Origin of the sequence: Tistlia consotensis USBA 355 (assembly GCF_900177295.1) — a bacterium.
Taxonomy (GTDB): domain Bacteria; phylum Pseudomonadota; class Alphaproteobacteria; order Kiloniellales; family DSM-21159; genus Tistlia; species Tistlia consotensis.
This window is the reverse complement of record NZ_FWZX01000022.1, coordinates 87648-113664: the sequence shown is the minus strand read 5'-3', so window position 1 is coordinate 113664 and position 26017 is coordinate 87648. Positions and strand designations below refer to the sequence as shown.

Here is a 26017-nt window from a genome sequence, read left to right as displayed (position 1 = left end):
TGCCCCGACGCCTCGGCGCGGCCGGACCGCGCGGCGCCGTCATCGGATCACGGTACGAGGATGGCCGGAGCGCTGAAATACGTGCCGCCACGTACCCCGGGGGGCGGGTCGCGGCATTCACGCACCTTGCCCAGGGTCGTCATCCCGGGCGCCAGGCGAGCCCGAAAGCCGTGAGGCTTTCGGATTGCGAGGCTTGCGACCCGGACCCAGAGCCGTTCCGCCGTGGCGCTTGGCGCTTGGCGCTTGGCGCTTGGCGCTTGGCCCTGGGCCCCGGATCGCTCGCTTTGCCGACGACAGCAGAGCTGTCGGGCAAAGCGGCGTCCGGGATGACCGATCTATATAGACCCCGCCGGATCAGGCCGCCTTGGACTGCTTCAGGGCGGAGTAGAAGGCCGTCTCGAAGTCCAGGTAGCCGCCGAACGAGACCGGGTCGCCGAACGGCAGGATCTGCGTCGCCCAGAAGCCGCCGTAGCCGTTCTTCCGGTCGATCCAGTAGAACAGGTTCGCCAGCCCGGCCCAGCCGAGCGCGCCGGCCGGCCGGCCGGTCGGCGCCTCCTCGTCGTTCACCATGAAGGTGAAGGACCAGGACTTCGAGAGGCCGGGGAAGAACTCCGCGTCGTTCGACAGGGCGGGGATGACCCCGGGCAGCATCGCGATCTTCTTGTCGCCCAGCTGGTTCTTCTCGGCCATCCGCACGGTCTCGGCCTTGAGCACGCGCCCATGCTCTCCCCGGCCGTCGTTCAGCCACATGCGGATGAACCGCATGTAGTCGCCGACCGTGCCGTAGAGGCCGTGGCCGCCCATGTGGATGTCGGGCTTCGCGGGCAGCTCGAAGTCCATCGGCGTCAGCGAGCCGTCGGCGTTGCGCGCGTGGACCCCGGCGAGCCTGCCGCGGACCCGGTCGTCGATCTCGAAGGTCATGTCGCGGATGCCCAGGGGCTGGAAGATGCGCGCCTCGAAGACCTCGCCCAGCCGCTTGCCGGTGATCGCCTCGACGACCTGGCCGCACCAGTCGAGATTGCTGCCGTACTGCCACTGCTCGCCGGGATCGAAGAGCAGCGGGGTCATCAGGGCCGCCTTCGAGGCCGCGATGACGCTCGGCTGGCCCTTCTCCTGGGCCAGGCGGTTGTAGCTCTCGTTGAAGAAGTCGTAGCCGAAGCCGGCGGTGTGCAGCATCAGCATGCGCGTGGTGATGTCCCGCTTCGGCGCGCGCAGCCGCGGCTCGCCCTTGTCGTCGAAGCCCTCGATGACCTGGAGCGTGCCGATGTCGGGCACGTAGCGCCTGGCCGGCGCGTCGAGGTCGAGCTTGCCTTCCTCGACGAGCTGCAGGACCGCCGTGCCGGTGATCGCCTTGGTCGTCGAGAACAGCGCGAAGGTGCTGTCGGTCGACATGGCGTCGTCCCTGTCGAGCCGCCGCTTGCCGGCGGCGCCCTCGTAGATGTTTCGGTCGCGGTCGGTGACCATCGCGACCACGCCGGGAACGCGCGGCTCCGAGGTGACGACACCCTTCAGGATGGCATCGGCAGCCGTCTTGAATTCCATGGACATTCTGCTTCCTCCCAATCGCCGGCTCTGCCGAGCCGATCTGTCTTGGCCGGGTCGGGGCGCACGGCCGGGAGGCCGTGCGCCTGCCGCCTCTAGCGTATCGCGAAACCCTGGTAGCCGCTCGCGGCGACCTCGTCGCACTTCCGGCGATAGGTGCCGACGCCGCCGGTATAGGACAGGACGCGGCGCGGCTTGCCCGGGATGTTCGAGCCCAGGTACCAGGAGTCCGTCTTCGAGATCAGGGTCGCGTTCGCGGTCTCGTCGTGATGCACGACCCAGCGGTCCTCCATCTCCGCGGTCGGCTCGATGACCGTCCGCTGGCCGCTGCGCAGGTAGGCGATGCAGTCGCTGATCCACTCGGTCTGCTGCTGCAGGCAGGTCGTCATGTTGCACAGGGCCGCCGAGGGGGCGAGCGGCACCGCCGTCGTGAAGAGGTTGGGATAGCCGTGGATCTGCAGGCCCATCGTCGTGCGGATGTCCCGGCCCCAGTCCTCCTTCAGGGACCGGCCGCCGCGGCCGCGGATGTCGATCCGGGTCAGCGCGCCGGTGCCGGCGTCGAAGCCGGTCGCCAGGATGATGACGTCGAGCGCGTGGAGCGTGCCGTCGGCGGTCTCGATGCCTGCCGGCGTCACCCGCCGGATCGGGTTGTCCCGGACCCCGATCGCCTCGACGTTGGGGCGGAGGTAGGCCTCGAGGTAGTTGGTCTCGAGCGGCACGCGGTGCGTCCCGAAGCCGTAGTCCGTCGGCACCAGCAGGTCGCACAGCCCGGGGTCCTTGAGCCGTGCCCGCATCTTCTCGCGCACGAACTCCGAGACCTCCTCGCTGACCGCCTCGTCGAAGAACAGCTCGGCGAAGGAGGCGAGCCAGAGCTTCAGCGAGCCGTTCTCGTAGACCTCCTCCAGCACCGCGCGGCGCTGCGCCGGCGACAGCTCGGCCCAGCTGTTCTCGAAATCGTACTCGAAGCCGGTGAAGGTGTAGGGCAGCGTCGCCCTCAGCTCCTCGAAGCGCGCCTTGTAGGCGGCGACCTCCTCCGGGCCGTACTTCGGGTTCTTCATGGGCAGGACGTACTGCGGCGTCCGCACGAAGACCTTCAGCTGCCCGACCTGGCCCGCGATGGTCTGGATGACCTGGATGCCGGTCGCGCCGATGCCGACGACGCCGACCCGCTTGCCGGCGAGCTCGACCGGCTCGCGCGGCCAGCGGGCCGTGTGGAAGATCTGCCCCTCGAAGCTGTCCTGGCCCGGGAACAGGTCGCTGAGAGGCGCCGAGAGCATCCCGCAGCAGGTGATCAGGAACTGCGTGTCGATGACCTCGCCGCCGTCGGTCCTGACGGTCCAGCGACTGCGCTCCTCGTCGAAATGCGCACTGGTGATCGTCGTCGAGAACCGGATGTCCCGGCGCAGGTCGAGGCTGTCGGCGACGTAGTTCATCCAGCGCTCGATCTCCGGCTGGCCCGGGAAGCGCTCGCTCCAGCTCCAGCCTTTGTAGAGCTCTTCCGAGAAGAGATACTGGTAGATGTAGGCTTCGGAATCGAAGCGCGCGCCCGGATAGCGATTCCAGCACCAGGTGCCGCCGACGTTCGGTGCGCTGTCGTAGGCCCGGACCGTCAGTCCCTGGTTCCTGAGCATGTGCAACTGGTAGAGGCCGGCCACCCCGGCCCCGATGATCAGCGCGTCGAGCTTCGTCGCGGCGGCGCTGCCGTTCGCCGGCGCGGCGTCTTTCGTCTCCATGTCCATGGTGCTGTCTCCTCCGCTCGTCTCTTTTTTTGCCGGCTGCTTCGTGCAGCCGGCCTGCGCGGGCGCGACGCCTGTCTCGAAGACCGGGATGCGCGCCTGCTCAACGATCGAGCGTAGGTTTCCGGCGGCCGGCCGGTCTTGAAGGATGCAGGCAATCCTTTGAACGATCGCGAGAGCCGGGGTCCATCGGGCCTCGCCGGCGCCAGGGCCGGCGTGGGGGCCGGCGCGGGGGGCCGTCAGCTGTCCCGTCTGAACTGCCCCGGCGTCACGCCCAGCTTCGCCCGGAACGCGCGGGTCATGTGCGCCTGGTCGGAGAAGCCGCAGGCGGCGGCGATCTCCTTGAGCGCCAGGTCGCTGCCGCGCAGCAGCCGTTGCGCCCGTGCCATCCGCCGCTCGACGACGAGGGCGTAGGCGGAGCAGCCGAGCGTGCGCCGGACATGCCGGTTGAGGGTCCAGACTCCCATCCCGAGAAGCCGGGCCAGGTCGTCGAGCGCCACGGCGTCGCCCAGGTGCGCGTCGATGAACTCCTCCAGCCGGGCGACCTCGCCCCGCGACAGCCCCGCGGGACCGGACGGCGCCTTGAAGACGCAGGAGGCATAGCCCCTGAGCAGGTGCACGGCGAGCTGGAGGGCCAGGGCCTCGACGTAGAGCGGCCCGCCGACATTGGGCTCCATGGCCTCGCGCGTGACCTCGTCCGCGACATGGGTCACCAGGGGGTCGGATCCCTGCAGGACATCGTGGAGGTCGACCCCGGCGACCTCCTTGCCCTGCAGGTCGCTCGCGACGCGCGCCATCAGGGCGCCCGACAGGTAGAGATGCGAGACCTCGACCCCGGCGGTCCAGTTCCAGTGCGACTCGGCCGAGCGGGAGAGCAGCGAGAAAAGGCCCGGCCGGCAGCGCGTCCGCGTCCACCGCCCGTCGACCTTCCTGTCCATCGGCGTCTCGCCGCGGCGATACTGCACCAGCATGAAGGAGTTCATGGGCGGGATTTCGACATCCTGGCCCTTGTAGAGGTAGGTCCGCTGCGCGATGTCCCTCCAGCCCAGCCGGTCGCTCGCGCAGACGATCTTTCCGGGAACCCAGACTGGCAGTTCGCCGGGCGAGATCAGATGGCTCGGGTGCGCCTTCTCAGGTGGCATCCTGGAATCCGACGTTCGGCACGCGGTACTGCCGCGGCGGCGAAGATGACGGGACCCTCTGCTTGCATCCTTTCCGTGCACGTCTTGATTGATCCTAGGGCCTTCGTGCCCAGGGAGCAAAGAGCGAAGTGGCGTCCGGGGGGCGCCGGGGAGCCGGTGGCGTCGCCGGTCCGTCCCGGCGTCGCGGGCCGCTCAGGGCCTCGCCGACAGCAGGATCCGGCGGATCAGCTCGGCGGGCGAGGCGGCGCCGAGCTTGCTCATGGCGCGGGCCCGGTGGATCTCGACGGTGCGGTGGCTGATGCCGAGCTCGCGGGCGACCAGCTTGTTCGGCAGGCCGTCGAGCACCAGGGTGATGACCTCGCGCTCGCGCTGGGTCAGGGGCTCGCCGCCGGCCGGCAGCCGGTCGACCAGCTCGGCCGGGGCCAGCTCGCGCAGCTCGCTGATCTGGGCGAGCTGCAGGCGCAGGGCACCGGCGATGACGCGGCGCGCGGTGACCACCGGCTTGCCGGTCAGGGCGACGATGCGCTGCGCCTCGTCCTCGGTGTAGCCGACCGAGTGCATCAGGATCAGCTCGCAGTCGCCGAGCTGCCGCGCCGCCTCCTCCAGCCGGCCGCTCTCGCCGGCCAGCACCGCGGCGCGCGGGTTGCGGATCGTCGCGCCGTGGCTGTGCAGGTAGTGGCGTTCGGCGATCTGCCGCTTCAGCGGGTAGACGACGCCGACCCGGCCGTCCTCGACGACCAGGGCCTCGAGCCAGGCGTCGACGACGCGCTGGCCGTTGATCAGCGGGGTGCGGGTCGCGAAGTGGCCGAACAGCCCGGTCGTGATCAGCACGATCAGGTCGAAGCCCTCGCGGTCGAGCCGCTCCAGCAGCTCGGCGGTGCGCTGCTCGACGAAGCCCGCGGCGACGACGACATGCTCGCCGCTGGCGAGGCGGGTGTAGAGCGACTCCTCGTCGGCCGCGGGCGCGGCGGCGGCGATCGCCGCGGCGTCCAGGCCGTCGAGGGCACCGAACTCGGCGTTGGTCAGGGGGCGCCCGACCATGCCGACGATCTCCGGCACGATGTCGTCGCGCGGCGCCTGGCCGATGGTCACGAAGGCGACCCGGGTTCCTTGCCCTGCAGCGTCGGCAGCAGCGTCGCTCATGCCTCTCTGTCGTCTCGTGTTCACCGCACTGCAGCAGAGGATAGGTCAAGCCGTGCGGCGCGCCTAGCATTGCCGGGACCGGGGCGCGGGCTACGGGCTTGCCCTTATTTGCGGCGGCGGAAGGGCCGCATAGGCTTGCCCACACCGCTCCCCGGGGAGGGGGCAGCGGCGGACCGACGGCATGAGAAAGGCGGCCCCGATGCTGCGTGAGATCGAGCGGGACGAGCTGGAGCCCCTGGCGACCGGGGCCTGGATCCTGGGCGCCGGCGGCGGCGGCAGCCCCTATCTCTCCTACCTCAACGCCCGCAACCTCTACGCCGAGGGCAGGCGGGTGACGCTGATGGACCCGCGCGACCTTGACGACGACGATCTGGTCGCCGTGGTCTCCAACATGGGCGCTCCCCTGGTCGGCCAGGAGCGACTGTCGGATCCGGCCTTCTCGGCCAAGCCGGTGCGCATGATGGAGGACTACCTCGGCCGGAAGTTCCGCGCCGTGATGTCGGTCGAGATCGGCGGCGGCAACGCCTTCCAGCCGATCCTGGTCGCGGCCGTCACCGGCCTGCCGGTAGTCGACGCCGACGCCATGGGCCGTGCCTTCCCCGAGGCGCAGATGACCAGCTTCGCGATCGCCGACCTGCCGATGTTCCCGCTGACCCTGGCCGACATCCGCGACAACGAGGTGATCGTGGCGCGTGCGGCGAGCTGGAAGTGGATGGAGCGGATCAGCCGCAAGGCCTGCACCGAGGTCGGCTCGATCGCCGCGACCTGCAAGGCGCCGCGGACCGGGCGGGAGGTCAAGGACCACGGCATCCTCGACACCACGACCAAGGCGATCCGCATCGGCGGCGTGGTGCGCGAGGCGCGCCGGCGCCACGAGGATCCGGTGGCGGCGCTGCTGGAGGCCGAGGGCGGGGTGCAGCTGTTCAGGGGCAAGGTCCACGACCTGCAGCGCCGCGCGACCGAGGGCTTCCTGCGCGGCAAGGCGCGCATCGAGGGGCTGGACCAGGACCGCGGCGCGCTCTTCGAGCTGGAGTTCCAGAACGAGTTCGCGGCCGGCTGGCGCGACGGCGAGGTCGTCGCGACGACCCCCGACATCATCTGCGTCATGGACAGCGTCTCTGGCGAGGCGATCGGCACCGAGTCGATCCGCTACGGCCAGCGGGTCAGCGTCGTCGCCCTGCCGGCGCCCGAGCTGCTGCTGACGCCCAAGGGCCTCGAGCACGTCGGCCCGCGCGCCTTCGGCTACGACTTCGACTATCGGACCGCGTTCGGAAAGGTGGCGGCATGAAGCGCATCGGCATCGACGTCGGCGGCACCAACACCGACGCCGTCCTGATCGAGGGCGGCCGCGTCCTGCGCGGCGTCAAGACGCCGACCACCGAGGACGTCACCGGCGGCGTCCGTACCGCGCTCGCCGAGCTGCTGCAGGGCGACGCCGCCCTCTCGGCCTCGGTCGACGCGGTGATGATCGGGACCACCCATTTCACCAACGCCGTCGTGCAGCGGCGCGGTCTCAACAGGGTCGGCGCCCTGCGCATCGGCCTGCCGGCCAGTGCCTCGCTGCCGCCCTTCGTCGACTGGCCGGCGGACCTGGCCGCGCTGGTGCGCGGCCAGGTCGTCCTGGTCGAGGGCGGCCACGAGTACGACGGCCGGCCGATCGTGCCGCTCGACCGCAAGGCGATCCGCGCGGCCGCGCGACGCTTCGCCGACCAGGGGCTCTCGGCAGTCGCGGTCAGCTCGGTCTTCTCGCCGCTGACCCCGGAGTGCGAGGCGGCCGCCGCCGAGATCCTGGCCGAGGAGATCCCGGGCGCGCGCATCACCCTGTCTCACGAGCTCGGCCGCATCGGCCTGCTGGAGCGCGAGAACGTCGCCCTGCTCAACGCCTGCCTGCAGGACATGGCGCAGCGCACCAGCCGTGCCTTCACCGACGCGCTCGCCGACAGCGGCATCGCGGCGCCGCTCTACATCACCCAGAACGACGGCACGATCACCCTGGCCGGGCAGGCCGAGCGCTTCCCGGTCTACTGCTTCGCCTCGGGCCCGACCAACTCGATGCGCGGCGCGGTCTTCCTGTCGGGCATCGAGGACGGCGTGGTGGTCGACGTCGGCGGCACGACCAGCGACATCGGCTACCTCAAGCACGGCTTCCCGCGCGAGGCCAACGCCGCGGTCGAGGTCGGCGGCGTGCGCACCCTGTTCCGCATGCCGGACCTGCTGTCGATCGGACTCGGCGGCGGCACCGAGATCGATCCCGACAGCCGCGCCATCGGCCCCGGCAGCGTCGGCTACCGGCTGACCCGCGAGGCCCTGGTGTTCGGCGGCCGCCAGCTGACCGCGACCGACGTCGCGGTCGCCGCCGGCGTCGCCGAAATCGGCGATCCGCAGCGCGTGGCGGGCCTCGACCGTGCGATGGTCGGCGCCGTCCTGGAGGCGATGCACGCGATGATCGTCGAGGGCATCGACCGCATGAAGACCGAGGCCGGCGACGTGCCGCTGATCGCCGTCGGCGGCGGCAGCTTCCTGATCCCCGACAGGGTCGAGGGCGCCAGCGAGGTCGTGCGCGTCGAGCACCATGCCGTCGCCAATGCCGTCGGCGCCGCCATCGCCCAGGTCTCCGGCGAGGTCGACCAGATCTTCTCGGGCCTCGGCCGCGACCGCTCGATCGAGGAGGCGCGCGCCCAGGCCGAGCGCCGCGCCCTGGAGGCCGGTGCCGCCGCCGGCAGCCTCAAGACCGTCGAGGTCGAGGACCTGCCGCTCGCCTACCTGCCCGGCGACTCGCTGCGCGTCCGCGTGCGGGTGATCGGCGACATCGCGACCCCGGCCGAGGCGGTCGCCGCCGCCGGCTGAGCGCGGCCGGCGGACTGCCGCGGGCAGGCCGCTGCACGAACTCGGGACGCCGTCGCTCGTTGCCTCTGAAGAGGCAAGCGAGGCGACGACGCGGCGGCCCTGGCCCGTCTCGTCGAACGCCGCGACCTGCCGCGCCTGACGACTGCCCTGGTGCGCGTCGCGCTCGCCAAGAAGATCGAGGCGGTGCGGCAGGAGGCCATCTGCTCTGGCGATCCGGTCCGGGGGCCGAGGCTGCGTCTCGGCGACCCGCGGCGCACGGGCTCTCCGGACCGTCGCCGCGGCGCGAGCGGCGGGTCACGGGAAAAATTTGGGCAGCCGAGCGCCTCCGCCGAACTTTCGACAGATGTGTGGCGCGGGCCGACGGCCCCGGTACAACCGGCAGGGGCGGCAGCGCCCGGGCGGGAAGCGGCCTCGAAAATCCCCCGCCCGACCGTCGGCGACGGCATCCCAAGCCGCTGGCCGGGCAGGCGATTGCGCGTCCGGCTGCCGGCCGACTCGCGTGCTTGGTGTGAAGGGGCGGTGCCGTCCGGCGGCCCGATCTGATTGCGTCCGATGGCAGTGGTATGCGCGCGATGCGGGAGGCTGCGAGATCGCCAGCGCGTCACCGCTTGGTCACAGGCTCGCCCGAAACTCCCCGTCTGAATCGTGGTTAACGTGGCGTCCGGGGGGGCAGACCCCCTGCGCCGCCGCCGGGCCTCCGGGCCCGGACGAAAAGCAATAGGGGAGGAGGGACGCGTCCGTTGTCCGGACGTCGCGCCGACACGTTGCAGTGCCGCACAGGGGCCGGCGGCTCGTGGCCCGGACCGGCGGTGCGGACGATGGACGGTCACGTGACGTCGCGATGCAGAAGGAGCCACTCGATTGCTGATGCACGGACAGAAGGTCGAGCCCGAACCCATGAACCGGCCCGCAGCCTCGAACCGGCAGGACGGATTCCGTTGCCGGGTCTGCGATGCGCTTCTGGTGCCGCAGGCCCGGGCCTGCCACCTCTGCGGCGCCAAGCAGATGCGGCCGGGCCTTCCCGGTGGTACGCCGCACCGGCCGAAGGCCGGCGCCTCGACCGCAGGGCACCCGCTGCCACTGCAGGCCGGGCGCCCGAAGCAGCGACCCGGCGAGCGCGTCGAGCCGGTCTTGAAGCCGGCTCGCAGCCTCGCGTTCGACCCGGCCCTGCCCTGGTGTGACGACGACTTCGCGCGGATCAGTCGCCTGGCCGGCACCGGCCGGGACGATCCGGTTCCGCCGGCTTGCCGCAGCGGGCCCGCGAGTCCCGCCGCCGCCGCGCAGCCGCCCGGAGAGGCGCCCGCGACGGCGCCGACTCCCCGGCCGTCCGCTGCGGCAACCCGGGCAGCGGAGGAGCCGGCGACGCCGCTCGTCGCCGAGCGGTCCGAGGCGGCACCACGGCTTCACCCCGCGTGGCGCCACGCCGAGGCCGAGCGGGCGGCCAGCCAGTCGCGCGGCGCCCGGTGGGCCCTGGCGTCGGCGGCCGGCGCCGTCGTCGCCGCGGCGGTGCTCTGGGCGGCCGCTCCCTGGAGCGGCGAGCCCGTGGTCGAGCGGCCGGTCGCCTCGCTGTTCACCGTGCCGACCGAGGATCCGGCGGCCCCGCCCTACGGCCTGCGCCATCCCGACGCCCCGGCCGCCGCGCCGGTCGGCAAGGCCGAGGCGAGCGGCCGGCACGCGGGCCTCGCCGGACCCTCGGCGGCCGCGAGCGACGGGGCCGCCGGGGACGATCCTGGCAGTCCCGCCGCCCGGGCCGAGCAGGTCGCTCAACTGCTGCGGAAGGTCGAACGTTCTGCGCGGGGAGGGACGCGATGAGCAGCCTCGCCCAGCTCAGGCCCCCGCGTTCCGGCGCCGCTCCCGCAGAAGGCCCCCAGATGACCGAGTCGCCGCTGATTCGTATCCTCCTGATCGACGACGACGATCTGTTCCGGCGATCGCTGGCGCGCAGCCTCGCCGACCAGGACTTCCAGGTCACCGAATGCAACGACGGCCAGATCGGCCTCGACCTGCTGCGCCACGACCGTTCCTTCGACCTGATCTTCCTGGACTGGGGCATGTCCGACCGCTCCGGCCTGGAGGTCATGTGCGAGATCAAGGCCGTGGGCATCGGCATCCCGGTCGTCTTCCTGACCGATCGCGCGAGCGAGCGGAACGAGGCGATCGCCCTCGACAACGGCGCCGCCGATTTCCTCGACAAGTCGCGCAGCGCGGCGGTGCTGGCCCGGCGCATCCGCATCCTGGTCGGCAGCCGCCGCGGGCCCCGCGGCGAGGCGGCGGAGGTGTTGCGCGTCGGGCCCCTGGAGATCCAGTCGCGCAAGAGCCGGGCCTACTGGAACGGCACCCCGGTGCCGCTGACCGCGACCGAGTTCCGGGTCGTCCAGCTGCTCGCCAGCCGGGCCGGCGAGGACGTCGCCTACCGGGCGATCTACGACGTCGTGCACGGCCGGGGCTTCATCGCCGGTGACGGCGCCCAGGGCTACCGCACCAACGTGCGCTCGATGATCAAGCGGATCCGCCAGAAGTTCCGCGAGCTCGACGAGGGCTTCGAGGCCATCGAGAACTATCCCGGCGTCGGCTACCTCTGGCGGGAGGAGCCTCCGAAGGCCGGACCGGCCGCCGACGGCGCCGCCGCGCCGGTCGACGTGCTGGACAAGCTCTCGCGCCTGCCCTTCGTGCGCTCCGTCGCGTCCTGGCGTCGGCGCCAGGACCAGGCCTCCGACGGCCTGCTGCGGCTCGCCCCGGCGTCCGGGACGGGGGGCGGCGTGCCGCGACCGGCGCAGGACGCCGAGGCCGTGGAGACCGGCGCGCCGAGCGAGCCGCTGCGCGCTACGGCCCGGTCACAGCCGGAGCGCGGTTGACACCGCTTGGTCACTGTCCGGGCGGCGCTGCGGCTCGTTATTGAGCCGCAGCGCCGCTGTCGCCGGACCCGACCGGTGCCCGGCGGCGGACCGCAACAGGAGGCAAGAGCCCATGCGTGACACCCAGTCACTGAACGCGGTCGACGTCTCGGCCCTGGAGACGGCGGAGGCGCCGCGCCGGCTCTGGCCGGTCCTGCTGTCCGGCGGCGCCGGCACCCGGCTGTGGCCGCTGTCGCGCAAGCACTACCCGAAGCAGCTGCAGGCCCTGCTGTCGGACCGGACCATGCTGCAGGAGACCGTGCTGCGCACCCGCGATCTGGCCGGCGTGGCGCCGCCGCTGGTCGTCTGCCACCAGGAGCAGCGCTTCCTGGTCACCGAGCAGCTCGCCGCGGTCGGCCTCGCGCCGCAGCGCATCGTGCTGGAGCCGAGCGGGCGCAACACCGCCCCGGCGCTGGTCGTCAGCGCTCTGCTGCTGGCCGGCGAGGACCCGCAGGGCCTGCTGCTGGCGCAGCCCGCCGATCACCACATCGCCGACCCCGAGGCGTTCCGCGCCGCCGTGGCCCAGGCGGCCCGCGCCGCCCGCGATGGCTGGCTGGTCACCTTCGGCGTCCGGCCGACCCGGCCCGAGACCGGCTACGGCTACATCCAGGCCGGCGCCGCGATCGACGGCTTCGAGGGCGTGCGCGCGGTGCTCAGCTTCGTCGAGAAGCCCGAGGCCGCGACCGCGGCCCGACTGGCCGGCAGCCCCGGATGCTACTGGAACAGCGGCGTCTTCCTGTTGCCGGTCGGGCCCTTCCTGGACGAGGTCCGGCGCCTGCAGCCGGATCTGCTGGCGGCCTGCGAGCGGGCCATCGCGGAGGGCCGCGAGGACCTCGAGTTCTTCCGCCTCGACGCCGAGGCCTTCGAGTCGGCGCCGGCGCTGCCGATCGACAAGGCGATCATGGAGCTGAGCGGCAGGGTCGCCGTGGTGCCGGTCGAGATGGGCTGGCGCGACGTCGGCTCCTGGCCGGTGCTGCACGAGGCCCTGCGCACGCTCCGGCCGACGGAGTCCGACGGCAACGTCTTCGAGGGCGACGTCGAGGCCGAGTCGGTGCGCAACTGCCACATCCGTGCCGACGGTCGCCTGGTCGCCGCGCTCGGGGTCGAGGACCTGACGATCGTCGTCACCGACGACGCCGTGCTGGTCGCCAGGACCGACGAGGCCGCGCGGGTCGGCGCGCTGGTCGAGCGGCTCGGCAGGCGCAATCGCCAGGAGGTGCTGCACCACTCGACCGTCTACCGGCCCTGGGGCAGCTACCAGTCGGTCGATTCCGGCGAGCGCTTCCAGGTCAAGCGCATCGTCGTCAAGCCGGGCGCCGAGCTCAGCCTGCAGATGCACCATCACCGCGCCGAGCACTGGATCGTCGTGCGCGGCACGGCGCGGGTGCACTGCGACGGCGACGAGCGGCTGCTGCACGAGAACCAGTCGACCTACATCCCGCCGGGCACGACCCACCGCCTGTCCAACCCGGGGATCCTGCCGCTGCACCTGATCGAGGTGCAGTCCGGCTCCTACCTCGGCGAGGACGACATCGTGCGCTTCCAGGACAGCTACGGTCGGAGCTGAGCATGGCCACCCCGCTTCTGGTCACCGGCGGCGCCGGCTACATCGGCAGCCACGTCTGCAAGGCATTGGCGGCGGCCGGCTGGCTGCCGGTCACCTACGACAACCTGAGCAACGGCCACCGCTGGGCGGTGCGCTGGGGCCCGCTGGAGGTCGGCGACCTGCAGGACCGGGCGCGGCTCGACGCGGTGCTGGAGCGCTGGCGGCCGCAGGCGGTGCTGCACTTCGCCGCCTACATCGCCGCCGGCGAGTCGGTCGTCGATCCCGGCAAGTACTACGAGAACAACGTGCTCGGCCTGCTGTCGCTGCTGGCGGCGATGGGCCGGGCCGGGCTGGATCGCATCGTCTTCTCCTCGACCGCGGCGGTCTACGGCACGCCCCGCCGGGTGCCGATCGACGAGCGCCATCCGCTCGAGCCGGTCAATCCCTACGGCTCGACCAAGCTGGTCTGCGAGCAGTTGCTGCGCGACTTCGCCGTCGCCCACGGCATCCGCTCGGTCGCGCTGCGCTACTTCAACGCCGCCGGCGCCGACCCCGACGGCGAGCTCGGCGAGGCGCACGAGCCGGAGACCCACCTGATCCCGCTGGTGCTGGAGGCGGCGGCCGGACTGCGGCCGGAGATCGCCATCTTCGGTGAGGACTATCCGACCGCCGACGGCACCTGCATCCGCGACTACATCCACGTCGCCGACCTGGCCCAGGCGCACCTGCTGGCCCTCGATCGCCTGTCCGGGGCCGAGGGCACCGATGCCTTCAACCTGGGTAACGGTGCGGGCTTCTCGGTGCGCCAGGTCGTCGAGGCGGCGCGCCGGGTCACCGGTCGGCCGATCGCCGTACGGGTGCGGGCCGCGCGGCCCGGCGATCCGCCGGTGCTGGTCGCCGACGCCGGGCGCGCGCGGAGCGACCTCGGCTGGCGGCCGCGCCACAGTGCGCTCGACGAGCAGCTGGCCCACGCCTGGCAATGGCTGACCGCCCCCGGCCGGCGGCCCCGAGCCGACCCCTGCGCCATCGTCCGTCCGGCCGCGACCCAGATCGCCAACAGTTCCTGAGGTGCTGCGATGTTCCTGCGGCTCGACCTGCCGACACCACCGATCGCGACCGTCGCCGGTCTGTTCCTGCTGGCCGCCGGCCTCGGCGGCTGCGCCGGCGATCCCGGCGCGCCCGACTTGGCCCCGAAGCAGACAGAGTACCGGCTCGGCCCGGGCGACAAGGTCCTGGTCACGGTCTTCGGCCAGGACGACCTGACCGGACAGCACGTGGTCGACGGCCAGGGCGACATCTCGCTGTCGCTGATCGGTGCCGTGCCGGCGGGCGACAAGACGGCGCCGCAGCTGGCCGACGCGATCGCCCGGCGGCTGTCGCCGAAGTACCTGAACGACCCGAAGGTCAGCGTGCAGGTGCTGAACTACCGGCCCTTCTACATCGTCGGCGAGGTCAAAAGCCCGGGCAGCTATCCCTATGTCGACGACATGACGGTGATGAACGCCGTCGCCCTGGCCGGCGGCCTGACCTACCGGGCCCGTGAGGACGAGTTCTACATCACCCGCAAGGCGGACCCGGAGAAGGTCAAGCGCGAGGCCTTCCCGAACACGGAGGTCGAGCCGGGCGACCTGATCACCGTGCGCGAGCGGTTCTTCTGATGCCGCCGCGCGAGCCCTATCTGCTCCAGGTTCCCGCCGGCGCCTGGCCGCCGGCCGGTCCGGCGACGCCCGCCGGGGCCTATGCGCCGGCCGGTGGCGACGGCATGGAGTTCTTCCGCAAGCTCTGGCGCTGCAAATGGCTGGTGCTCGGGGCCGCCGCCGCCGGCGGGCTGCTCGCCGCCGGGGTCTCGACGACGCTCGAGCCGCGCTACAGCGCGGAATCGCAGGTGCTGATCGGCGCGCAGGTGCCGAAGGTCACCCAGGTTCCCGACGTGCTGCAGGAGCTGAGCGCCAACCAGGAGGTCGTGCAGAGCGAGAGCTACGTGCTGCAGTCGCGCGGTCTGGCGGCGGAGGTCGCCAGGCGCCTCGCACTCGACCGGGATCCCGAGTTCAACCCGGCGCTGCGGCCGCCGCCGCCCTGGTGGCGCCAGCAGATCGCCCGGGCGAAGGACTGGCTCAAGACCGAGGTCGTGAAGCCGCTGCTCGGCGGCGGCTCCGATGCGGCGGCGGGGACGCATCCGGAGATGACCGAGGCCGAGCGCCGGGAGCGCCTGCAGCAGATCGTCGTCTCGCAGCTGCTGAGCCGGCTCGAGGTCTCGCCGCTGCAGCGCTCCCACGTGCTGGCGATCGACGTCCAGTCGGAGAGCCCGGAAACCGCGGCGCGCGTCGCCAACGGCCTCGCGGACACCTACATCGAGCAGCAGCTGGCGCGCCGGGCGACGGCGACGGCCGACGCCAACCAGTGGCTCGACAAGCGCATCGCCGAGCTGCGTCGGAAGGTCGAGGAGTCGGAGCGCGCGGTCGCCGAGTATCGCCGTGCCAACGGCCTCTACGAGACCCGCAGCGACGAGGTCACGGCCCAGCAGGTCAGCGAGCTCAACACCCAGCTGATCCTCGCCGAGTCGGCCCAGGCCGAGGCCGACTCGCGCCTCGCCCAGGCGCAGAAGGTGGCGCACGACAAGGCGCCGCCGGAAGCGCTGCCCGAGGTCTTGAGCTCGCCGCTGATCCAGGCGCTGAAGACCCAGCAGACCGACCTCCAGCGCCAGGCCGCCGAGCTCGCCTCCACCTATGGCCCGCAGCATCCGAAGATGCTCGACATGAAGGCGCAGCTCGCGGACATCAGGGGCAAGGTCGCCGCCGAGGTCGGCAAGGTCGTCGAGGGGCTGCGCCACGAGGACGCCGCCGCCCGGGCGCGCGCGACCGCCCTGCGCAAGAGCCTCGACCAGGTCCAGGCCAAGATGGGCCAGACCAACGAGAAGTCGATCCGGCTGCACGAGCTCGAGCGCCAGGCGGAATCGAACCGGCGGCTGCTGGTCAGCTTCCTCGACCGCGAGAAGGAGGTCTCCGACCAGCCCGACGGCAAGGACGCCAGTTCGGTGGTGATCTCGCGGGCCGCGGTGCCGCTGTCGCCGAGCTACCCGCCCTCGACCATGCTGGTGCTGCTCGGCCTCATCGGCGGCACGCTGATCGGCATCCTGGTCGGGCTGGTCCGCGAGAACATGGACCGCAGCTTCCGCACCGCCCAGCAGTTGGAGGACGCCACCAACCTGCCGACCCTGGGCATGCTGCCGCCGCCGGGCCGCCGCAGCTTCGCCGGGGTCCAGGACGCGCGCCGCTCGAACTCGCCCTTCGGCCACGCCATCGGCAACCTCTTCGAGCGGCTGGTCTTCGCGCCGCAGGCGCGGGCCCGCAAGGTGCTGATGCTGACCTCGGCGACGCCGCGCGAAGGCAAGTCGCGGATCGCCGCCTCGCTGATCCGCATGGCGACCGGCAGCGGTCTCAGGGTGATCATCCTGGACTGCGACTGGCGGCGGCCGGCGGTCCACGACTACTTCGCCCACGCCATGGCCCCCGGGCTAGGCGACCTGCTGGCCGGCGCGGCCAGCGCCGAGGACGTGGTGTTCCACGACGGCACGAGCGGCGCCCACGCGATCTTCGCCGGCGACGTCTCGCGCATCGCCAACGGGGCGCTGCGCTACGAGAGGCTGCGCCTGCTGTTGACGACCCTGGCCCGGCACTACGATCTGGTGATTCTCGATGCGCCGCCGGTGCTGGCCGGTTCGGAGGCCGCGGCCCTCGCCCAGATGGCCGAGGAGGTCGCCTTCGTCGTGCGCTGGGGCTCGACGCCGCGCGCGGCGGTGGTCGAGGCGCTGAACCACCTGGAGATGGCGGGCGCGCGGCTCGGCGGCACGATCCTGTCGGACGTCGACCCCAAGGGCTACCGCCGCTACGGCACGGGCGAGGCGGTCTACGGCTATGCCCAGCGGCCGGTCACGCGGGCCGCCTGATGACCGGCGATCCCGAGGTCCTGCTGGTCACGCAGTTCTACTGGCCGGAGCCGATCGGCTCCGCGCCCTACTGCACCGACCTCGCCGAGTGGCTGGCCCGGTCCGGCTGGCGGGTCGCCGCGCTGACCTGCCGGCCGCACTACCCCGCCGGGGTGGTGCCGGAGGCCTACCGCGACGGCTCGCGCGACCGCGAGCGCCACGGCGGCGTCGCCATCGAGCGGCTGGCGCCCTGGCGGCCGGGACGGCGCGGTGCCTTCGGCCGGCTGGCCGGCGAGCTGGCCTTCCTGCTGCGCGGCCTCGCGGCCCTGGCGACCGGGCGTGCGAAGCGCAGCCGCCTGGTCGTCTCGCTCTGCCCCTCGGTCTTCTCGGTGCTGCTCGGCCGCTTCGCCTGCCGGCGCGACGGGCGCCACTTCGCGCTGATCCACGACATCCAGTCGGGTCTCGCCTCGGGCCTGGGCATGGTCGGCGGCGGCCTGCTGCCGGGCCTCCTGCGGCAGCTCGAGCGGCGCGTGCTGAACGGCGCCGACTGCGTCTTCGTGCTCTCCGATCAGATGCGCCGCCGCCTGCGCCGCCAGGGCGTCACCACGGCCATCGAGGTGCTGCCGATCTGGGTCGACGCCGGCGCGATCCGGCCGCTCGAACGCCGGGCCGGCGAGCCGACGACCGTGCTCTACAGCGGCAATCTCGGCCGCAAGCAGGCGCTCGACCAGGTGCTCGCCCTGGCCGAGGTCCTGCAGCGCCGCGACAGTTCGCTGCGCGTCGTGATCCGCGGCGAGGGCGGCGAGGCGGCGCGGCTGCAGGAGGAGGCCCGGCGGCGCCGGCTGGGCAACGTCGAGTTCCGGCCGCTGCTGCCGCTCGAGCGCCTGAGCGAGGGACTGGCCGAGGGCGACGTCCACCTGGTGCCGCAGGACGAAAAGGCGGCGGACTACGCCGTCCCTTCCAAGGTCTACGGCATCATGGCGGCCGGCCGGCCCTTCGTCGCGACGGCCCGTCCCGGCACCCACCTCTGGCAGCTGCAGGAGACGACCGGCGCCTGCCACTGCGTGCCGCCGGCCGACGCCGAGGCGCTGGCCGAGGCGGTGCTGGCGCTCGGCGTCGACGCCCGGCGCCGGGCCGAGCTGGGCGCGCGCGGCCGCGCCTTCGTCGAGAGGCATCACGACAAGGCGGTCGTGCTCGGACGCCTCGAGGCCGCCCTGCGCAGGGTCGCGACCGAGCCCAGCGGCGGCGTCGTGTTCGGTCGCGGATGACCCGGCCGGCGCCGACGCCGCGGCTGCTCGTATTGGAGCCGATGCCCCAGGGCCACGGCCGCGAGTGGCTGCGGCACCTGGCCGAAGGGGCGCGCCGCTTCGAGCCGGTGCCGCCGCTCGCCTTCGCGGTCGCGCCGCCGGTCGCCGAATCGCTGCGCGCGGAGCTGGCGGCGGCGCCGCTGCCCGGCCTCTCGATCCTGTCTCTGAGCGAGGCCGAGGTCGCGCGCTGCAGCGATCGCAGGCTCGCGGTCAGCGGCCTCGCCCGCTGGGCGACGATGCGCCGCTGGCTCGCGCGCACCGGCGCGCCCGAGGGGCTGTTCCTCGAGCTCGACCACCTGTCGCTGCCGCTCGCCCTCGGCCTGCCGCTCGGCGCCGGGCGGTCGGTCTCGGGCATCCTGTTCCGGCCCTCGGTGCACTACGAGCCGGGCGTCTGGCGGCACCGCGACTGGCGCCGGGATCTGCGCAAGGACCTGCTCTACCGGCGCATGCTGCGGCATCCGGCGCTGACGCGGGTGCTGTCGCTCGACGAGGGTTTCCCGGCCTTCGCCCGGGCCCGCTACCGCCGGGGCGACAAGGTCGAGGCGCTGGTCGATCCGGCCTTTCCCCTGGCCGGCATCACCGGGGAGGATCGGAAGCTCGCGGCGAGCGCGCCGGCCGGCCGCGCGCTCTTCGTGCTGTTCGGCGTGCTGGCCGAGCGCAAGGGCGTGCCGGCGCTGCTCCGCGCGCTCGCCCGGCTCGACGCCGCCAGCGCCGGGCGCATCGCGGTGATCGTCGCCGGCGTCGTCGACCCGGCGATCGGGGACGAGCTGCGGGATCTGCTGGCGCGGCTCGCCGCCGGGCGGCCGGAGCTCTGGATCCGGCTCGAGGACAGGCGCCTCGCGGCCGGCGAGCTCGCCGCCCTGGTCGAGGCCTCGGACGCGGTGCTGGCGCCCTACCAGCGCTTCGTCGGCTCCAGCGGCGTGCTGCTCTGGGCAGCCAGCCGCGGCCGGCCGGTGATCGCCCAGGACTACGGCCTGGTCGGCCGGCTGGTCCGCGAGCACGGCCTCGGCCTGGCCGTCGACACCACCGATCCGGCGGCCCTGGCGAGCGCCCTCGCGACCGCCGCCCTGCGCGGCCGGGCCGATCTGGCCGACCCGGCGGCGCTGGCCCGCTTCGTCGCCGGGCGCACCCCCGAGGCCTTCGCCGACGGCGTTCTCGGGCCGCTGGCCGGGCCTGGAATTCTGCTGACCCGTCAAGGGTTTGCAGCCGGTGACAGAAAGGCCACAAGCGGTCACGGGCTGGCCACGCGCCCCGCCGCGGACCACCGCGTTTAGTGGTCGGCGGGAGCGTGAGCCGGCCGGTGCCGACTCCTCCCGCGATCGACCACGGCGGAGTCATGCGATGTCGGAGACGATCTGGGCGGGGACGGAAGAGCGGGGTGCCGAACGGGCGAGGCCGGCGTCGCCGGCTCTGACGCCCTCGGTGTTGCCATCGCTGCTGAGCGTCGGCCTGGCCGGGCTCGACGCGCTGGTCATCGCCGGCGCCAGCTATCTGGCCTACCTGATCTGGCTGCAGACCGATCCCTATGCCGAGTGGCAGCCCTATGCCGTCGCGACCCTGCTCGGCACGGTGCTGACGCTCAACGCCTTCGGCTGGCTCAGACTCTACGACCTGAAGCTGCTGGCCCGGCTGGGACCGAGCCTGCTGCGCCTGCTCGGCGGCTGCGGCGCGGTCGCCGGCGCGATCCTCGCGCTCAGCTACTTCTCCAAGACCTCGGGCGACTACTCGCGGGCCTGGGCCGGCCTGTGGTTCGTGATCGCGGTCGCCGGTCTCGTCGTGCTGCGCGCGAGCCTCGTCGCCCTGGCGCGCCGCGGCCGGCTCGACGACGCGCTGAGCCGCCGCGTCGTGATCGTCGGCGAGGCGGCCCACGCCGAGCAGCTGATCCGCCAGCTCGAGCTCGACTCGAAGCGGCTGGTGCGGGTCGTGCGGATCTTCTCCGGCGGGCCCGACACGCTCGACCTCGACGGCCTGGAGCGGTGCCTGTGCGAGAGCGAGGTCGACACGGTGGTCATGGCGATTCCCTGGGTCGAGGAGGACTGGGCGCTCGACACCTTCGCCCGCCTCTACCAGTACCCGGTCGAGGTGCTGCTCTGCCCGCGCGGCATCGGCCTCAGCCTGACCCGGCCGCGTGTGCGCTATCTCGGCGAGGTGCCGATGTTCACCCTGGCCGACCGGCCGCTGAGCGGCTGGCGCTACCTGGCCAAGGCGGTCGAGGACCGGATGCTGGCCAGCCTGATCCTGCTGCTGATTGCGCCGCTGCTGGCGATCATCGCCGTGCTGATCAAGCTCGACAGCCCGGGGCCGGTGCTGTTCCGGCAGAAGCGCTACGGCTTCAACAACCGGCTGATCGAGGTCTGGAAGTTCCGGACCATGCACCACGCCATGACCGACCATAACGCCGAGCAGCTGACCCAGCGCAACGACCCGCGCATCACCCGGCTCGGCCGCGTGCTGCGCGCCTACAGCCTCGACGAGCTGCCGCAGTTCCTCAACGTGCTGCGCGGCGACATGTCGATCGTCGGCCCGCGTCCCCACGCCGTTTCGGCCAAGGCCGGCGGCCTGCTCTACCAGCAGGCGGTGCGCCAGTACGCGGCCCGGCACCGGGTCAAGCCGGGCATCACCGGCTGGGCGCAGATCAACGGCTGGCGCGGCGAGACCGAGACGGTCAAGCAGATCCGCCGGCGCGTCCAGCACGACATCGCCTACATCGAGGACTGGTCGCTCTGGCTCGACCTGAAGATCATCTTCATGACGATCTTCGTCGGCTTCTCCGGAAAAAACGCCTTCTAGCCGCTGGAGTCCCCGCCATGCGCTGTCTCTGGCTGACCTGGGTCGACCCCGTCCCCGAGCACGACGGGCAGAAGATCTATTCCGGCCGCCTGATCGGGGCGCTCGCCGCGACCGGCGCCGAGGTCCACGTGCTCTGCGCGGCCAACGGCGATCCCTCGCGGCGCGACGGCGAGCGCGAGACGCGCGGCGACGGCCGGGTCGTCTGGCACAGGGTCGCGCACGACCAGCCGCCCGCCTGGGCCAGCGTCGCCTCGCCGCTGCCGCACATCGCCCATCGCTCCGCCGTGCCGGCGATGCGCCGGCGCCTCGCCCGGGCGCTCGACGACGGTCCCTGGGACGGCATCGTGTTCGACGGCCTCAACAGCGGCTGGGCGCTCGGCCAGGTGCGGCGCGCCCAGCAGCGCCGGCCGCAGCCGCGTCCCGGCCGGCCGGCCCGACTGGTCTACATCTCGCACAACCACGAGACCTCGATGCGCCGCGGCATCGCGGCGCGTGCCGACGGCGGTGCGCTGCGCCGCGCGCTGCTGCATCAGGACGCCCTCAAGGTCGGCCTGCTGGAACGGCGCGTGGTCCGGGCTGCCGACCTGGTGACGGCGATCACGCCGGAGGATGCGATGCGCTTCGAGCGCCAGGAGGGGGCCCCGCTGGTCCGCGTGCTGCCGCCGGGCTACCACGGCCGCCGCCTGCCCGAGCGGCATATCACCCGCGACCTGCCGCGCCGCGCGATCATCGTCGGCAGCTTCGAGTGGATCGCCAAGCAGATGAACCTGCAGGAGTTCCTCGCCGAGGCCGACCCGCTGTTCGCCGCCGCCGGCGCCGAGATCGAGGTCGTCGGCGCCGGCGACCCCGGCTTCTTCCGGCGGATCGGCGCGGGGCTCAGCGCGACCCGCCTGGTCGGCCGGGTCGAGTCGGTGGCGCCGCACCTCGACGAGGCGCGCATCGCCGTGGTCGCCGAGCGGCTCGGCGGCGGCTTCAAGCTGAAGGTGCTCGACTATGTCTTCAACGGCCTGCCGGTCGCCGCGCTCGACGGCAGCGTCGCCGGAACGCCGCTGAGCCCGCCCGACTCGATGCTGAGCTTCGCCAACCACCGCCCGCTCGCCGAGGGCGTGCTGGCGGCGCTCGACGACCTGGACCTGCTCAACCGCCTGCAGGCGAGCGCCTACCGGGCCTGCAGCGGACGCTTCGACTGGAGCGACCGCGGCCGCGAGCTGGCCGCGTCGATCGCCGCCTCGTGATCGGCGCGCCCCGCCCCCTCGCCGGTCATCCCGCCGCGGCGCCGGCACCCGACGCCGTCGACGCGGCCCTGCTGCTGCTCTACGTGATCGGCATCTACCTCGGCGTCGACGTCCACCTGTCGGCCGGCACGCCGATCCCGACCGTGCTGTCGGGCCTGGCCGGCGGCGTCATGCTGCTCAAGCACATGGACCGGCTGCGCGTCGACCAGGTCGTGCCGCTGCTCTTCGTGATCCTGCTGTTCCTCGGCTCGATCCTGGCGGCCAGCGTCCACGACCTCGACTATCTCGGCAAGCGCACCACCGGCCTGCTCCAGCTCAGCTACTCGCTGATCATCGGCTACGGCCTCTACCTGACGATCCTGCTGTTCGAGCGCCGGCGGGTCGCCCGCCTGTTCGGCTGGTTCTGCGTCGCGATCGTCGTCGGCTGCCTGATGGAGAACCACATCGAGCCGTTCCGCCAGCTCAGCGACACGGTGCGCGGCATGATCTTCAATTTCGGCGTCTACGACGCCGACAGGCGCGACCTGCTGCTCTACGGCCAGATCCGGCCGAAGCTCTTCACCTCGGAGCCTTCGGCCGTGACCTTCGCCTTCACGCTCTTCGCCTTCTGCTGGTACGTGCTGTCGGAATGGCGCTGGAAGGCGGCGGGCTACGGGCTGCTGTTCGCCGCGGCCTTCGTGACCATGCGCGGGCCGACCCTCTTGCTCGGCCTGGTGCTGGTCGGGCCCTACGAGCTGTTCCTGGCGCCACGCCGGCCGCTGCCGGCCGGCTCGCGCTACGACCTGACGCGCGGGCTGGCGGCCGCCCTGCTGGCCCTGGCGCTCGCGGTCGTCGCGGCGATCGTCGGCCTCAACCTCTATGCCGAGCGCATCGCCGACATCCAGGCCGGCACCGATCCCAGCTTCTTCTCGCGGGTGACGGCGCCCTACCTGGTCGCCGACCAGGTGATGCGCCACCACCCGATCGCCGGCATCGGCCTGACCGCCGAGAACTCGATCCTCGAGCAGGTCCGGCAGATCTACATGCAGAGCGGCGACCTGGTCAGCAACTACACCTTCGACGACGCCCGGCATGCGCTGACCAACTTCTTCTGGATGCACTGGATCTACCTCGGCGCGGTCTGGGGCGTGATCCTGCTGGTCGGCCTGAGCGGCTATCTCAAGGCCCTGGGCGCGCCCAGCCTGCTGTTCTGCTGGAGCGTCTGGGCGGTGCTCGGCCAGGCCTCGGGCGCCTACGTCTCGCCGAAGACCTGGACGGTGCTCTATCTCGCCTGCGCGATCGCGATCCTGCATCAGCGCGCGGCGGCCGCGCGGCCTGTCCCCGACGTCGCGCCGCGTCGCGGCTTCGCGCCGGTGGCGGGAGGCCTCGGCCGATGAGGGTCCTCCACCTCAGCACCTTCGACATCCGCGGCGGCGCGGCGCGCGGCACCTACTGGCTGCACCAGGCCCTGGAGCGGCGCGGCGTCGAGTCCCGGATGCTGGTCGGCCGCAAGTACGGCAGCGACGCCAGCGTCAGCGAGCCGCCGCGGCCGCTGAACCGCGTGGTCAACGCCCTGCGCGGCCGCCTGGACACCCTGCCGCTACGCCGCTACCGGCCGACCGGGGAGTCCTTCTGGACCCTGGGCTGGCTGCCCGACCGCATCGATTCGGCGATCGACGCGCTCGATCCGGAGATCGTCCACCTGCACTGGACCGGCGGCGGCTTCCTGTCGATCGAGTCCCTGGCGCGCCTGAAGCGGCCGGTGGTCTGGACCCTGCGCGACATGTGGGCCTTCACCGGCGGCTGCCACTACACCGCCGGCTGCGAGCGCTACGCCCTGGCCTGCGGCCGCTGCCCCCAGCTGCGCTCGGACCGCGAGGCCGACCTGAGCCGTCGCCTGTGGCGGCTGAAGCAGTCCTCGTGGCGCGACGTCGACCTCTGGCTGGTGCCGATCAGCTCCTGGCTCGCCGACTGCCTGGAGCGCAGCGGCCTGTTCCCGGACACGCCGGTCGAGGTCATCCCGAACGGCATCGACACCGGCGCCTTCCGGCCAACCGACAGGGCCGAGGCCAAGGCCGCCTGGGACCTGCCGGCGGACCGGCGTCACATCCTGTTCGGCGCGGTCGATGCCACCGACGACGTCCGCAAGGGCTTCCACCACATGGTCGAGGCGGCGCGCCTGCTGGCCCGGCAGTGCTGGTCGAAGCGGGCCGAGCTGGTCGTGTTCGGCGGCGAGGCGCCGAGCGACCTCGCCGACTGCGGCCTGCCGATCCGCTCGGTCGGCCGGGTCGACGACGACGCCGCCCTGGCGCGGCTCTACAGCGCCAGCGACGTCATGGTCGTGCCCTCGGAGCAGGAGGCCTTCGGCAAGACGCTGGTCGAGGCCATGGCCTGCGGCACGCCGGTCGTCGCCTTCGCCAGCGGCGGCCCGCTCGACATCGTCGAGCACGGCCGCAGCGGCTACCTGGCCGGGCTCGGCAAGGTCGAGGAGCTGGCGCGCGGCATCGCCTGGTGCCTGGAGGACCCCGCCCGCAACGCCGCGCTCGGCCGCTCGGCGCGCGTCCGCGCCGAGCGCGAGTTCGAGATCGAGGCCGTCGCCGGCCGCTACCAGTCGCTCTACCACCAGATCCTGTCGAGGGCGCCATGACTCCCCCGCGACTCCCCGACCTGCCACGCCGCGACCTGCTGGCCGGCACCCTGGGTGCCGGCCTCGGCCTCGCGACCCTGTCGGCCGTGCTGCCGGCACGGGCCGGGACTCTGCCGCCCGCCGGCCAGCTCGACGCCCGCGACTTCGGCGCCGTCGGCGACGGCCGGGCCGACGACACGGCGGCGCTGCAGCAGGCGCTCGACACGGCCTTCGGCCAGCTGCACGGCGGCCTGCTGACGATCCCGCCGGGTACCTACCGGGTGACCGCGCCGCTGCGCGTCGAAACCGCGGCCAAGCCGGCCGGCAACCTGACCCATGCCCTGACGATCCAGGGCCGGGGCGCGCGGCTGGTCTCCGAGATCACCGGCGACGACCCGGTGCTCGAGATCGTCAGCCACGCGGTGGTGCGCTTCCTGACGGTCGACGGCCTGGAGATCCAGGGCAACGGCGAGGAGGGCCACGGCCTCGCCCTGACCTGCATCGAGCGCGGCACCTATCTCTACAACTTCTGCCTGCGCGACCTCGTCGTGCAGGGCTGCGGCGGCGACGGCTGCCGGCTGGTCGGCAACCTCTTCGAGGGCCAGGTCTTCAACAGCTACTTCCGCGACAACCGCGGCAACGGCGGCTGGTTCGCCCACGGCCCCGAGAACACGGTGCTCTCGGCCGTCCACGTCTTCGGCTGCGTGTTCGGCGGCAATGGCGTCGACGGAGCGGTGCTGGCCGACGGCGCTGCCGACATCAGCTTCCACGGCTGCTACTTCCTGCTGAACCAGCGCTTCGGCCTGAACGCCGACCACGGCGTCACCCTGCTGTCGCACTGCGGCTTCGAGAACAACCAGCGCCGTGCCGGCAGCTTCGCCAAGGGCGACGCTGCCGTGCGGCTGATGGTCAAGGGCACGCTGGTCGGCTGCACCTCCTACTCGATCGAGTACCAGACCCACCTGATCCGCGCCTTCCTGACCAACGACTTCGTCATGGTCGGCTGCCACGGCGGCGGCGGCGGCCAGGCCTCGGGGGCCGGCCTCGCCAGGCTGCAGGGCAGCGGCAGCACCCAGGCCTTCCTGCTGGGCACCACCGGCCGGGTCGACGATGCCGGCGGGATCGACCTGATCAATGTCGGGCCGGCGGCGGCCGGCCGCTTCCCCTCGACCTGGAACAGCGCCGGGCTGCTGCAGCTCGGCGGCTACCGGCTGTGGGTCGACGAGACCGGCACGCTGCGCATGAAGCAGGGCCGGCCGACCTCCGACCAGGACGGCCAGCCGGTCGCCTCATGAGCCTGCCGCT

The 26017-nt window shown here is 72.6% G+C and carries 19 protein-coding genes; 15 read left to right on the top strand and 4 right to left on the bottom strand.

The features are described 5' to 3' along the window. Positions 1-354: 354 nt before the first annotated feature. The 4 genes from acmB to B9O00_RS33865 form a co-directional block, all read right to left on the bottom strand. Positions 355-1542, bottom strand: coding sequence for a methyl acetate hydrolase AcmB (acmB, locus tag B9O00_RS22185; protein ID WP_322111196.1), 1188 nt, complete (start codon positions 1540-1542; stop codon positions 355-357). Positions 1543-1637: 95 nt separating this feature from the next. Beyond that, positions 1638-3281, bottom strand: coding sequence for a flavin-containing monooxygenase (locus tag B9O00_RS22180; RefSeq protein WP_200808629.1), 1644 nt, complete (start codon positions 3279-3281; stop codon positions 1638-1640). A 236-nt stretch (positions 3282-3517) separates the two neighbouring features. Beyond that, a complete protein-coding gene (locus B9O00_RS22175) occupies positions 3518-4420 on the bottom strand; it encodes a helix-turn-helix domain-containing protein (RefSeq protein ID WP_085124925.1) in 903 nt (300 codons plus the stop codon). A gap of 192 nt (positions 4421-4612) precedes the next feature. Then, positions 4613-5563: an AroM family protein gene (locus tag B9O00_RS33865; RefSeq protein WP_085124924.1), complete on the bottom strand. Its 951-nt coding sequence runs from the start codon at positions 5561-5563 to the stop codon at positions 4613-4615. Positions 5564-5762: 199 nt separating this feature from the next. Here B9O00_RS33865 and B9O00_RS22165 point away from each other — a divergent pair, with 199 nt between their 5' ends. The 15 genes from B9O00_RS22165 to B9O00_RS33860 all read left to right on the top strand — a co-directional run bounded on the left by B9O00_RS22165 (position 5763) and on the right by B9O00_RS33860 (position 26007). Continuing rightward, complete coding sequence (locus B9O00_RS22165; RefSeq protein ID WP_085124923.1) at positions 5763-6851, top strand: S-methyl thiohydantoin desulfurase family protein; 1089 nt, start codon at positions 5763-5765, stop codon at positions 6849-6851. Beyond that, the gene (locus B9O00_RS22160; protein WP_085124922.1) at positions 6848-8410 is read left to right on the top strand and encodes a hydantoinase/oxoprolinase N-terminal domain-containing protein; all 1563 of its coding nucleotides are present in this window, start codon (positions 6848-6850) and stop codon (positions 8408-8410) included. The genes B9O00_RS22165 and B9O00_RS22160 overlap by 4 nt, the downstream gene beginning before the upstream one ends. 861 nt (positions 8411-9271) lie before the next feature. Continuing rightward, the gene (locus B9O00_RS22155; protein ID WP_085124921.1) at positions 9272-10222 is read left to right on the top strand and encodes a hypothetical protein; all 951 of its coding nucleotides are present in this window, start codon (positions 9272-9274) and stop codon (positions 10220-10222) included. Positions 10223-10281: 59 nt separating this feature from the next. Beyond that, positions 10282-11265 carry a response regulator transcription factor gene (locus B9O00_RS22150; protein WP_089229696.1) on the top strand — a complete coding sequence of 328 codons (984 nt, stop codon included), beginning with the start codon at positions 10282-10284 and terminating at the stop codon, positions 11263-11265. 112 nt (positions 11266-11377) lie between these two features. Continuing rightward, on the top strand, positions 11378-12871 hold the full coding sequence (locus B9O00_RS22145; protein WP_085124919.1) for a mannose-1-phosphate guanylyltransferase/mannose-6-phosphate isomerase: 1494 nt from the start codon (positions 11378-11380) through the stop codon (positions 12869-12871). 2 nt (positions 12872-12873) lie between these two features. After that, a complete protein-coding gene (galE, locus tag B9O00_RS22140; protein WP_085124918.1) occupies positions 12874-13917 on the top strand; it encodes a UDP-glucose 4-epimerase GalE in 1044 nt (347 codons plus the stop codon). A gap of 9 nt (positions 13918-13926) precedes the next feature. Beyond that, a complete protein-coding gene (locus B9O00_RS22135) occupies positions 13927-14508 on the top strand; it encodes a polysaccharide biosynthesis/export family protein (RefSeq protein WP_085124917.1) in 582 nt (193 codons plus the stop codon). Next, positions 14508-16796, top strand: a complete 2289-nt coding sequence (locus B9O00_RS22130) for a GumC family protein (protein ID WP_085124916.1) — start codon at positions 14508-14510, stop codon at positions 16794-16796. The genes B9O00_RS22135 and B9O00_RS22130 overlap by 1 nt, the downstream gene beginning before the upstream one ends. Then, complete coding sequence (locus B9O00_RS22125; RefSeq protein WP_085124915.1) at positions 16796-18043, top strand: glycosyltransferase; 1248 nt, start codon at positions 16796-16798, stop codon at positions 18041-18043. Before B9O00_RS22130 ends, B9O00_RS22125 begins: the two co-directional genes overlap by 1 nt. 41 nt (positions 18044-18084) lie before the next feature. After that, positions 18085-19356: a glycosyltransferase gene (locus tag B9O00_RS22120; protein WP_159460292.1), complete on the top strand. Its 1272-nt coding sequence runs from the start codon at positions 18085-18087 to the stop codon at positions 19354-19356. A 67-nt stretch (positions 19357-19423) separates the two neighbouring features. Beyond that, on the top strand, positions 19424-20872 hold the full coding sequence (locus tag B9O00_RS22115) for an undecaprenyl-phosphate glucose phosphotransferase (RefSeq protein ID WP_085124913.1): 1449 nt from the start codon (positions 19424-19426) through the stop codon (positions 20870-20872). A gap of 17 nt (positions 20873-20889) precedes the next feature. Continuing rightward, positions 20890-22107: a glycosyltransferase gene (locus B9O00_RS22110; RefSeq protein WP_085124912.1), complete on the top strand. Its 1218-nt coding sequence runs from the start codon at positions 20890-20892 to the stop codon at positions 22105-22107. Then, on the top strand, positions 22104-23483 hold the full coding sequence (locus B9O00_RS32655; RefSeq protein ID WP_143596315.1) for a hypothetical protein: 1380 nt from the start codon (positions 22104-22106) through the stop codon (positions 23481-23483). The genes B9O00_RS22110 and B9O00_RS32655 overlap by 4 nt, the downstream gene beginning before the upstream one ends. Then, positions 23480-24733, top strand: a complete 1254-nt coding sequence (locus tag B9O00_RS32650) for a glycosyltransferase family 4 protein (RefSeq protein ID WP_143596314.1) — start codon at positions 23480-23482, stop codon at positions 24731-24733. Before B9O00_RS32655 ends, B9O00_RS32650 begins: the two co-directional genes overlap by 4 nt. Then, a complete protein-coding gene (locus B9O00_RS33860) occupies positions 24730-26007 on the top strand; it encodes a glycosyl hydrolase family 28-related protein (RefSeq protein WP_085124911.1) in 1278 nt (425 codons plus the stop codon). The genes B9O00_RS32650 and B9O00_RS33860 overlap by 4 nt, the downstream gene beginning before the upstream one ends. Positions 26008-26017: the final 10 nt, after the last annotated feature.